Source organism: Mycobacterium sp. 1245499.0 (assembly GCF_001673615.1).
Classification (GTDB): domain Bacteria; phylum Actinomycetota; class Actinomycetes; order Mycobacteriales; family Mycobacteriaceae; genus Mycobacterium; species Mycobacterium europaeum_A.
This window is the reverse complement of record NZ_LZMG01000428.1, coordinates 1-501: the sequence shown is the minus strand read 5'-3', so window position 1 is coordinate 501 and position 501 is coordinate 1. Positions and strand designations below refer to the sequence as shown.

General features: G+C 68.9%; 1 protein-coding gene. It reads right to left on the bottom strand.

What is annotated here, in order from left to right; all coding sequences use genetic code 11:
* The coding region (gene hemC / locus A5646_RS26380; RefSeq protein ID WP_067025403.1) for a hydroxymethylbilane synthase at positions 1-501 on the bottom strand (501 nt) is incomplete at both ends.

Sequence of the window (501 nt, the reverse complement as noted above, 5' to 3'; positions counted from 1 at the left end):
CCTGAGCCGGTGCTGGCAACATCTGCACCGGCTCTAGCGTCTCGGTGACGTCGTCGAGGCGACCGATCCGGGCCAGTCCCGCCCGGGCTACCACGATCGCGTCGAGATCACCACTGCTTACCCTGTTCAACCTGGTATCTAGGTTGCCTCGTAGGGGGCGGATTTCCAAACCGAGACCCAATGCTCTAAGCTGCGCGGCCCGCCGCGGCGAGGAGGTGCCCACCAGCGAACCGGCCGGCAACTCCGCGAGCACCAGCCCGTCGCGCGCTACCACCGCATCGCGCGGGTCGTTGCGCACCGGTATGGCCGCCAGAGCAAACCTCGGATCCTCGGCGGTGGGCAGGTCCTTGTGGGAGTGCACGGCGGCGTCGACACGGCCCTCTTCCATGGCCTCGCGCAGGGCGGTGGTGAACACACCGACCCCGAGGTCTTCGATGGGCGCCAACGACCGGTCCCCGGCGGTGGTGATGGTCACCAGCTCCGCCGGGTGTCCCAGCGCGA